Origin of the sequence: Frankia sp. KB5, assembly GCF_002099325.1 — a bacterium.
GTDB classification, from domain to species: domain Bacteria; phylum Actinomycetota; class Actinomycetes; order Frankiales; family Frankiaceae; genus Frankia; species Frankia casuarinae.
Genome location: NZ_MRUJ01000269.1, coordinates 1 through 9,343, shown reverse-complemented (window position 1 = coordinate 9,343; position 9,343 = coordinate 1). Strand labels below are relative to the sequence as shown.

Genomic DNA, 9,343 nt, shown 5'->3' with positions numbered 1-9,343 from the left:
CTCCGCGCACTGGGCCATCACCAAGCCGCGTAGCCGGTGCATTTCCGAAGCTGCCGCATCGTCGTGCGGAGCATCCATGTACTCGGGATACAGGCGGTCCCAGACGGAATGCCACGATACTGCGGCTTCACCGAACCGGGGACTTTCCCATTCATCCATGCGATCACTGCTCCCGCATGGAAAGGTAGAGATCGGGATAGGTCTCGACCATGGTGAGCCTGCCGAGGTCAGTGTGTGGCTCGTCGCCGTCCGGGAGACCGGCCAGCACGTCAGTGCCGTCCGGGGCCAGCGCGGCCACACGCTGGTGGGCCGTTTCCGTGACCTCGATCTCTTGGTTGTCGTGCGCCACCAGGTAACGGTAGCCGGCACGGACATCGCGCCAGACCTGTCGGGTGCGTTCAACCCAGGACCAAGACCCGGACAGCCTGTCCGGCGAGACCCCTGCGTAGCCGACGGCCTTCCCGTTGTCACGCAGCACGTGCCGGACCTCGCGGTACGCCGCACCCGGAACGGTGCTCTTCGCCGCCTTCACCTTCACCGTGAAGTAGTCGTCGGCCGCCGGCCACTGCGCCGCACGTCGTTCGGTATTCCGAGTGGCGAGTGATGGCAGGAGTACCTCGAACGTGTCCAGGCCCATCGGCCTGGTGAGGAAGACGTGCTCCGGCTCGACGGCGGGGTCCCGGTCAGGCAGCAACTCGACGTAGGCGTACTGAAGATCGGGACCGTACTCGACCATGAGCCTTGGGTCGATCTGCTGAAAGAACGCCGTAGCATCCAGCAGCGTCTCCACCACACTGCGGCCGGCGATCGCCATACGGTAGCCATGCTGGGCCTCGCCACGTGCTCGTTTCTGGTTGGACGTCGCGGACTGGTCCAGCTCGACGTAGGCGGACGGCAGGTCGGCGTACTCGGCCCAGGAGGGCACCACTCTGTGGATCATCCCGCCGTGCATGGGTACTCCGAGCACGCGACGCTCGACGAGCAAGCCGTCGAACCCGACAGCGGCGTGGGTTTCGCAGTTGCGGATCAGCTCCAGCCCGGTGACCACCTGGCCGAGGCGATCCCTCGCGCGGATCTGCCGATACGGGGAACCCAGTGCGTGCTCGAACACCGCCTCGTCCAGAATGTTGACCGCGAAGCACGCTTGAGCGGCCTCGATCAACGCGGCCTCCGCGTCCTCGATCGTCGCGTACCAGAACGCGATCACCGCCCGGCGAAGCGCCCGCATGTACGTGACCGCCTTGGCGAACTGCTCGTCTGGCAGCACGAGACCTTGATTCACCGCTCCACCTTGCCAGACCACTGCACGCTAGTGCGAGTAGATTTCTCCCAGACCGGGCGGCTGCACCCCATCCTCCGGATCCTGCGTCTCCGTGAGGGCCAGCATCGCTCGCCGCCTACCTCGCTCGAATACGGCAGGGTTCGGATACAAGCACTTCGCCAACCAAATGAGATTTATTCTCTACGCCAAATCCCCCGAAACCGGAGCCCCGAGGGCGCGTAGCGCGTTGCGGAGGGCAGAGTCATCCGAAGCGTCCCTGTATGTCACAACGGCCACAGAGCCGTATTCTTCACCAGAGTCCTCGTTGATGGCCTGGACTTCAGATGTTAGAGGCGCATTTGTAACAATCAAGGCGGCGACGATGCGGCGACCGCCTACTTCCCGAGGAATTGCTCTGCGATCGAACCTGGAACCAGAAGATCGATACTTTACTATGACCCTGACCATCCATTGCTGTAGGTCAGACTCGCTGAAATTGGCGGAAAGATCATAGGGGCCGTCGTTTTGTATCCGGACCACATCCGCGCCAAGGCTCACCAAGGCAGCCTCAATGAGTAGCTCATACGTCAAAGCAACTCGCTGCATATCAAGGCCCCGGTCCGCGTATGGCACGATAATCTCGGCGGCCCTGGTCATGCCCCGCGCAATATCTGGGTCACCCTCGTTCCGCGCCGCCTCAACAACTTGACTTGCGAGCTGGCGGCGAACGCGCCGTTCCATTTCGATGCCCGAGTCGCCTCCGAGCCGCCTCACCGCTGTGCCCTGAATTGCAATGAACAAAAAGGCGGTCCCAGTTAGCAGCAGAAACGGAGGGCCAGCCTCCCTCGCCGTCCCGAACACCGCCCATACACCAGCAACGCTCAGCGCGACACCGGCCAGGCCAGCGTACAGCCGCTCCCAGAGCCCCAGTGGCTCGGCCAGCCAACGGGATGCGTCATCTCCGTCGTTGTGGGGCGGCTCGTCCTCGCTCATGCTGAAATCGTATGGCTTGCTGGGCTGGTCCCCCGCCCGGGTGCTCCCACCGCACACCGCACCTGGCCGCCCAGCAAGACGGACAGGTCCGCACCACATCGGCGCGTGGTAGGAGCGCTGGCCGCTCGCCGTCCCGCCCACACTGCGCCGTGCCCCAGCCCTTGACGACGTGGCGATCGAGCGGGGAAGCGGCTGTCCACCGCGAAGATGATCCTTGGGAACGGACAGCAATGCAGGACCTTAATCCCTGACCAGAGCTCCGCGAACGGCATAGACGGAGCAGTACCCGGCAATGAAGGCAACGCTGACAGCTGCGGAACCGCACTCACCACGCCACCAGCCGCTCCCGGCCAGATCTTGATCACCGAACGTGATCCACTGGGAACGGAACGGCGTGGCGTCCTGACCGCAGCCCGGCCAACATGACCGGGTCACAGCGGCAGCTGCCGTCGACCAGGCCGACGATCCGCGGCCACGAGCATGCTGCGACGGAGCGCGACACGCCGGCAAACAGACGTTCGATGGCGAGCTGTTCCTGAGCTACCCTTGATCCAGATTTTCCCTGGTTGGGAGGTTCGTGGTGGGGCCTCGGCCCGCAGAGGCAAGCGATCACGGAGCAGGCAGAAGCTGGCCAGCTGGAACGTGCACAGCCAGTCGTCCTGCGCCGGGAGCCGGATGGTGGCCTGCTCGGCGAGATCCGGACGCTCCTCCTCCGACTGCACCTGGCCTCGCTGCATGGCAGTCAAGCCRCCGAGCCCGCCAGTACCGAGAAGGAGGCTGACATCGCCAGCGCGACAAGCAGATCAACAGGACCTTGCGTCTGCTGCGGACTCCCAAACGCGATCATGGGACCGTCCCGCGTTCCGGACGGCCTGCCCGCGTCGGTCCCGGTGTGCGGGGTGTGCACACGTCATCAGGGTGATCACCCGGCGATGATGAAGAAGCGCGAGGTAACGCACCGCGAGATCTGGTTCGAGGATGCTCGCTTTCGGCTGGAGAGGGCGGACAAGGCACACCGGACCGAACTCGCCGCCCGCGACGCGCAGATCGCTGAGCTGATGAAGGAGCTGGACGAACGGCCCACGAGGATCGTCACGCAGAATCTGGACCAGCAGATCGTCGACGAGGCGATCGAGCGGCGGGACCAAGCCTACCGTTCGCGGGATAGAGCCTTCCAGGCGCTGTCCGAACTCCGCCTCCTACATCGTGAGGGAGCCGGTGACCGGTGCAGGTGCGGACAGCGGTTCCAGAAATGTGGCGTGGCCCAGGTGGTCGACCGCTATCCAGCGCTTGAGGGCTGGGAGCGCCGACAGTGGGAGCGAATGCGGGCAGGGCAGGACCACTACCTTCCGCCTGGCCACCCAGGGGTCACCGACCCAAGGTGGACACCCAGCGGCGACTCCGAACAGTACTCCCGGGAGTTCGCAGCGACGACGTGACGCTTCGAGAGCCTAGGTGGGACAGGTCCCGTATGGCGGTTCCGGACGATTCGGTCTCCGCCAGTCACGCCGCGGATTTCCCACCGAACGAACCGACTTCCAGAGGATCGGGCAGTCGGCGCAGGTCGCAGCTCGGGGCCAGCAACGCCCGCGCGGGCCCTGGTCCCTTCTTCTGCGCGATGTTGTCCTGGTCGCCGTCACCGACTTTTCTTCGGCGAGACTCCCCACTGCTGGGCAAAGGACTTGCCCGTGAGCTTCCGGGCCGCCAGCTGGCTGCTGACCTTGTCTGGCTCGCGGTACGCATTGCCAGCGGCCAACGCCGCCGCATGTTTGGTCACTGCCTCACGCAGTTGTTCCAGCTTGGGGAAGGTGATCACGAGGGCGCTCGCGCGCGCAGAGGCTTGGCTGTGTAGGGCGGCGACGGGATGGATGAGGACCGGTGCCGGCTTGCAGGTCTGGTCGTACTTCTCGATGAACCAGTCGACGGAGTGTGACAGCTGCTCGGCTTCGCTCTTCCAGATCCAGTCGGAGGTGGAGCCGCTCTTGCACTCGATGACCAGGTACGCCAGGTTGCCCAGGGACCACAGCACGTCCGGGCCTTCCCCGGTGTCCCGTTCCGGGCGCTGTGCACCGAAACCGAGAAGCAGACCGAGGTCGTGTACCGCCTGCTCGAACGCGGGAACGCGTGTCGGGTCAGGACTGGGGACGAGGTCGTCAACGACCGCCGCCACGCCGACGATCAGATCGTTGCCGTTGTCGTAGTGCTCGGCCATGAAGTCGGCCGCCTGGCGAGCCTGGTCGGCGACGCCACCCAGTCGGTGGTACTCGACACCGTCGCGAGGCCGGAGAAGCTCCTTGTTGTCGTTCTGGGCGGACTTCTGCATCTGAAGAGCCGCGGCGGGGTCGATCAGGTGCAGGTAGCCGGCGGCCCGCTGCTTGAGCCACCCCTGTTGGCGCCGGTCCCCGCCGACGGCGTTGACCGCCTCGCGGATCTTGTCGTGGGCTTCCCGGTAGCGGCCGAGTTCCGCGAGCCTGAACGCTTCCCGCTCGGCGATCGCGACCGGGGACACGGTACCGGTGGACGGATAGGTGACACCGTCAAGAACGTCTCGACCGGCCGCCACCCAGTCTGGATCACGGTCGAGGCACTGCTTGACGACGGCGTCGAGGTCGGTGAAGGGCTTGCCGTGCAGCATGTCGGCGACCTGCCTGGACAGGTCCAGCTGGGCGCGGGTCGCCGGACTGAACTTAGCCGCGCCGCCCGCGTGATGGAGCCGTTGTGTGAGCTTCGAGCCGAGGAGTAGGACCACGCAGTAGTCGTCGTTCGAGCGGACCCCCCGTCCCATGCCCTGCTCGATGCGCTGGATCTGACGGGTGACCATCGCGTCGCTGTCCCCCAAAGCGAGCGCCTCGATCCGGTCGAGGGCGTCGTACGCCTCGGGCAGTCCGTCCAAGGCCAGGATGCGGCACGCGTCGCCTGGCAGGTCGATACCGTCGTACTTGTTAGTCAGGACCACGAGGCCGACGTGTCCCTCCCGCAGGGCGAGGACGCCGTCGTGGATCGAGTTCTTGTCGTAGACGGCGTCGGCGACGTCCCGCCACTGGTCGGCTCGGCGCCCGGAGGGCACGATCACCACGACGTTGTGGCGCTGCGCCTGCTCGGCCAGGAACTCCCGGACCTCCTCGTCGGTCGTTCCAGGATGTGTCTCCAGCGGAGTGAGGATCATCCTGTCGCCGAGGTCGTCGGCGGTCGCCGGCGTGACGGGCCTGTCGATCGTCGAGGGCACGGCGTCGAAGTGCGTCACCAAGACGCTGTCGTCGGCGAGCGTGGCGGTGAGGTAGATCCGCCGCTTGGCACGGGACAGGCTCGGGATGCGGTCGATAGGCGGACAGGGCGGTTTCACCTCGATCTGGCCGTAGCTGATCGCCACGTCGCACAGCGGTAGGACCTCGCGGACGAGCGGCCACACGAACTGGAACCCGGTGCTCTCGCGGTGCGGGTGAAGCGCGTCGAGGACCTGTTCCTGGCGATCGCACCAGGCCCAGTAGGGAATCCGCAGCGCGACACCCGGCACGTCCTCGGCGAGGTCACGGAACGCGGACGGCGACTGCGCTCTCAACGCGTCGTCGAACAGGCCGGCCACGGCTCGGTAGGCCGGGTGCGTTCGGGGGATGGTGAGGGTGAGCTGGTGCTCCAACGTCGCCAGGCAGGCGTGGGTGTCATCGACCAGCAGCGAGCCGATGTCGATGCGCTGCCGCACATCACCGACCACCCCGAACACCGATCGCCCGTTGATCACCTTGTGGACGTGGGTGACCAGGATTGCTTTACCTGCCTGGAACCGTCCCGAGTGAGGATCGTCGGTGACCTCGACGCCCAGGGCAGCGGCTTCGTCGCGGACCTGCTCGGCGAGGTAGCGGTCAGGCGTGACGTAGACAGCCGGCCCTACGCCTTCGTTGAGGCAGCTCTTGAGCATCATCAGCCCGACGACCGTCTTGCCGCCGCCGGTGTTCATCTTCACCAGCAGGTCGGACTCCTGGCGACGTGCGTGCCAGCGGTCCCACACCTGCGCCTGCACATCCCAGGGCCGGGCGTACTTCGGATCACGCGCCGGAAGTGCGGCGAAGATCCTTCGAGGCTCGGTCGCGGTGTCCACCACGGAGCGCGTGGACAGCTTCCCGAAATTGAGACCCGCCATCGACCAGCGCTCCTTCCGCACAGCCTGTCCGCCGGCTGCCGCTCCAGCTTCTGTCAGGGCGCGTGGTCGCCATGACGGGCCGCCGGGTGCCCGATCGACACGATTCGGCCCGCTACCGGCGGCACAACGATCTTAGTCGCGGCGCCTCCCTGCGGTACGCGGCCGGCACACGGTCGTCTCTCGCCGGCCCGCCACCGTCTCAGCGATCCGACCGCCTCTGGGCCGCGTGCCCGTCCGGGACGGCGGGCAGCATCGGTGTGGCGATCGCCGTGCCAAGGTCGAATCCGACCTCGGCGAACAGCTGTGCGGGGGTGAGCGTCTCGACGCCTTCAGCCGCGGCCCTCGCGCGAAGTCTTGCGTCGTTGGTGGCCAGGGCGGCGTGCTCGCGGTGCGCAGTCGCCGCGATGATCGAGTCTAGGACGGTCCCGATGTTGGTTGCGTTGCCGCGGACCGCGGATACGACCGGCTGCTGGGCAGGGGCGGCGCCCCCGAACGGTCCGAATCCGAACCGCCCGATGCCGAACGCCGACGCGCCCTGGGGGACGTAGCTGCACAGCTCGGCGACATGCGCGAGCATGCGCTCTCGCCGGACCGAGTCTCTTGTCCTGGCGATCTGGTCAACCACGATCTGATCAACGAGCAGTTCGAGCTGGCCCGCGCCGGTGGCCTGTTTGACGGCTTGCCGGGCACCTGGGTAGTCGTACAGGTAGTCGACGATGTTGCCGTCAATCACGACACGTCGAGGCATTCCGACACGGTAACTGGGGCCGACCTGATACTCGCGACCAGCGGGGCGGGACAGCGGACCGCGCGGCTATGCACAGACCGCGACTTGATCATCTGTCAGCAGTCGCGGAGACCGCGACCTGACCTTGGCCGGCCGAGCAGGTCGCCGAGGGCGTACTGGACCCCCGTCGGTCACCTAGCGTGGCAGCCGGGTGACGGCCACCACAACGGCCGACGACCTACACAGGTGGCCCAGATTTCCTTGTCCGTTCCAGCCGATCACGGCACCCTCTTACGGTCCTCGACAGGGAACGTGCAGCTCCGCGTAGCTGGTGACCTGGGTCGTGGGGGTCTGCTCGGCGGCGCTCACGTTCGGGGAACGATGAGGGCGAGGGTGGCGAGGTCGAGAGCGCTGCGGCAGGCGCGGTCGAGCGTGGCGGCGCTCAGGATGAAGGATTCCCGGGGGTCGGGTCTGGCGGGTCTGTCGCCGGTGGGGACGCACAGGACCACGTCTCGCGCTGTCTCGATGGTGGCGAGGATGTGGCCGAGGCCGTCGAGGACGTGCCGGTGGGCGTGGTCCGCGTCGTCGAGCGCGGTGGTGGAAAGGTCGTTGGCGGCCCATCCGGGGATGGTGTCGCCGTGGCTGCCGGCCATGCGGCGTGCCGCGTCGGCGATCAGGTAGAGGACCCGGATGGTTTCGAGGTCTCGCGTGATCCCCGTGAGAGCTGAGTCGCGGATGGTTCTACGTAATGCCAGGGCGTAGTACGCGACGCGGACGCGGGCGGGCGCGAGCGGTGCCCTGTCCAGGACCCAGGTGATCCGCTCGCTGTAGAGGACGAGGCCGACGGCGCCGCCCAGCGCGGTCAGCCCGCTGGCCCCGAGAGTACGGACGGCGCTGTGATGCGTGAAGGGCGGCCACATGACGGTCAGGGTGAGGCCGGGAACCAGGAGCGCGAGCTGCGCGGCGATCGGTATCGCCGCGCGGCGACGCCGGTACCGTCGGGCAGCCCGAACGACCCGTGCGTCGATGCTCAACTCGTCCTGCACGCGTCCATCCTGCTCTACCCGCTGCACGTGACGGCGGTGGCGACGTGATGGTCGCGACGCCCGCCCGTTCCGCCGTCACGGCCGACGTCGTCCTCGATCGACTCGCTCCGGAGATGGCCGCGAGGACGGCACAGCCGCGGCCAAGGACAGACGGCCAACCCAGACGAAGGCGCTGCCGTAGAAAAGGACAGATCGGCGAGAAGCCTCGCCGGTGACAGATCGGCGAGAAAATCGTCGCCGCCCAGACGGCAGCGTAGCTGCGGAACAAACCAGATGAAAACCTACAGGTGCGATTTATTCGCACCGGGTGCAACGTCGGACTGGAGTATTCAAGCGCGCTCGCCCAGCGCTGTCCGGGCGAGCGCGATAGTCTATTTCTCGGATTCATTTTCCTCGCGGGCTCGTCACCGAGGTGCTGCCCAACTCGGAGCCCGCTCGCGGCGTCAGCAGGGCGATCCGGCCGTCCGGGTCGTGGCGCTGTCGTATCCCTGGGCATCGCCTGGCCGTGCCGCACGCGACCGGGCACGTCGGTCCCGTGACGTCACCGGGACAGGAGGATGCAAGGAGTGCGTAATGGGTAAGTCGACGCCGATGGACCGCGAGGCAGCTGACCGGATCAGCGAGGCAGCGTGGCAGGACCCGTGCTCCGACACCGCGCAGAGTGGCTTCGACGTGCGGGCGCAGGAGGCGGCCGACCGCAACGAACAGGACGACGAGTAGGCCCGAAAGGGCTGTGCGTGGCGGCCGAACTGCTCAGCGATGAGCAGCCGCCACGCGGTCGCCCTGATGGCCGTGGCTCACCGACGGGCATTACGCCGGTGGGCCACGGCAACGGGATCACGGGTAGTAGGCCGGTGAGTCTGCGGCCGGGCCCGACCCAGTGCCCAAGGATCTCCGTCGGGGAAGCGCCATGGAGGTTGTCCGCGTCTGCGCGCCCCTCCCGCCGTGCATGGCGGGGGCGCGGCAGCGGACGTGCTGCCGGCTGGATCACGGTGCCCAGGTGCCGGCGGTGTCGGAGATGTCCGGGGTGGCGCTCGTCGGGTCGAGCACCTCCCACTGCTGGAGCCTGTCGAGCAGCTGGTTGCGGTCGAGGGTGTAGAGGGTGGCGAGGGTGCGCAGGTCCCCTTCGCGGATCGAGAGGACCCGGCCGGCGTAGTCGCCGCGTTCCCGCTGGATCT

Annotated in this window: 7 protein-coding genes and 1 pseudogene; 2 read left to right on the top strand and 6 right to left on the bottom strand. The window is 67.0% G+C overall.

The window, feature by feature from the left end:
* Positions 1 to 163: 163 nt before the first annotated feature.
* Positions 164 to 1,282, bottom strand: coding sequence for a hypothetical protein (locus KBI5_RS21750; RefSeq protein WP_133057107.1), 1,119 nt, complete (start codon positions 1,280 to 1,282; stop codon positions 164 to 166).
* Positions 1,283 to 1,462: 180 nt separating this feature from the next.
* Entirely contained in the window at positions 1,463 to 2,254 is a 792-nt protein-coding gene (locus KBI5_RS25975; protein WP_133057106.1) for a hypothetical protein, read from the bottom strand.
* A gap of 932 nt (positions 2,255 to 3,186) precedes the next feature.
* Between KBI5_RS25975 and KBI5_RS21745 the strand changes: the two genes are divergently transcribed.
* Positions 3,187 to 3,693 carry a hypothetical protein gene (locus tag KBI5_RS21745; RefSeq protein ID WP_085016293.1) on the top strand — a complete coding sequence of 169 codons (507 nt, stop codon included), beginning with the start codon at positions 3,187 to 3,189 and terminating at the stop codon, positions 3,691 to 3,693.
* A 197-nt stretch (positions 3,694 to 3,890) separates the two neighbouring features.
* Here the strand turns inward: KBI5_RS21745 and KBI5_RS21740 are convergent, their stop codons facing one another.
* The 3 genes from KBI5_RS21740 to KBI5_RS21730 all read right to left on the bottom strand — a co-directional run bounded on the left by KBI5_RS21740 (position 3,891) and on the right by KBI5_RS21730 (position 8,165).
* The gene (locus KBI5_RS21740; protein WP_133057105.1) at positions 3,891 to 6,392 is read right to left on the bottom strand and encodes a helicase C-terminal domain-containing protein; all 2,502 of its coding nucleotides are present in this window, start codon (positions 6,390 to 6,392) and stop codon (positions 3,891 to 3,893) included.
* A 199-nt stretch (positions 6,393 to 6,591) separates the two neighbouring features.
* Positions 6,592 to 7,140, bottom strand: a complete 549-nt coding sequence (locus KBI5_RS21735) for a hypothetical protein (protein WP_085016291.1) — start codon at positions 7,138 to 7,140, stop codon at positions 6,592 to 6,594.
* 344 nt (positions 7,141 to 7,484) lie between these two features.
* The gene (locus KBI5_RS21730; RefSeq protein WP_241883091.1) at positions 7,485 to 8,165 is read right to left on the bottom strand and encodes a hypothetical protein; all 681 of its coding nucleotides are present in this window, start codon (positions 8,163 to 8,165) and stop codon (positions 7,485 to 7,487) included.
* 573 nt (positions 8,166 to 8,738) lie between these two features.
* Between KBI5_RS21730 and KBI5_RS26585 the strand changes: the two genes are divergently transcribed.
* Positions 8,739 to 8,885, top strand: a complete 147-nt coding sequence (locus KBI5_RS26585; RefSeq protein ID WP_157902569.1) for a hypothetical protein — start codon at positions 8,739 to 8,741, stop codon at positions 8,883 to 8,885.
* A gap of 267 nt (positions 8,886 to 9,152) precedes the next feature.
* Here the strand turns inward: KBI5_RS26585 and KBI5_RS21725 are convergent.
* Positions 9,153 to 9,343, bottom strand: a pseudogene (locus KBI5_RS21725) (transcriptional regulator); the annotation flags it as partial.

Coding starts and splice junctions, on each gene's coding strand:
- KBI5_RS25975 (WP_133057106.1), bottom strand. CDS start 2,254: ATGAGCGAGGACGAGCCGCCCCACAACGACGGAGATGACGCATCCCGT.
- KBI5_RS21740 (WP_133057105.1), bottom strand. CDS start 6,392: ATGGCGGGTCTCAATTTCGGGAAGCTGTCCACGCGCTCCGTGGTGGAC.
- KBI5_RS21745 (WP_085016293.1), top strand. CDS start 3,187: ATGATGAAGAAGCGCGAGGTAACGCACCGCGAGATCTGGTTCGAGGAT.
- KBI5_RS21735 (WP_085016291.1), bottom strand. CDS start 7,140: ATGCCTCGACGTGTCGTGATTGACGGCAACATCGTCGACTACCTGTAC.
- KBI5_RS26585 (WP_157902569.1), top strand. CDS start 8,739: ATGGGTAAGTCGACGCCGATGGACCGCGAGGCAGCTGACCGGATCAGC.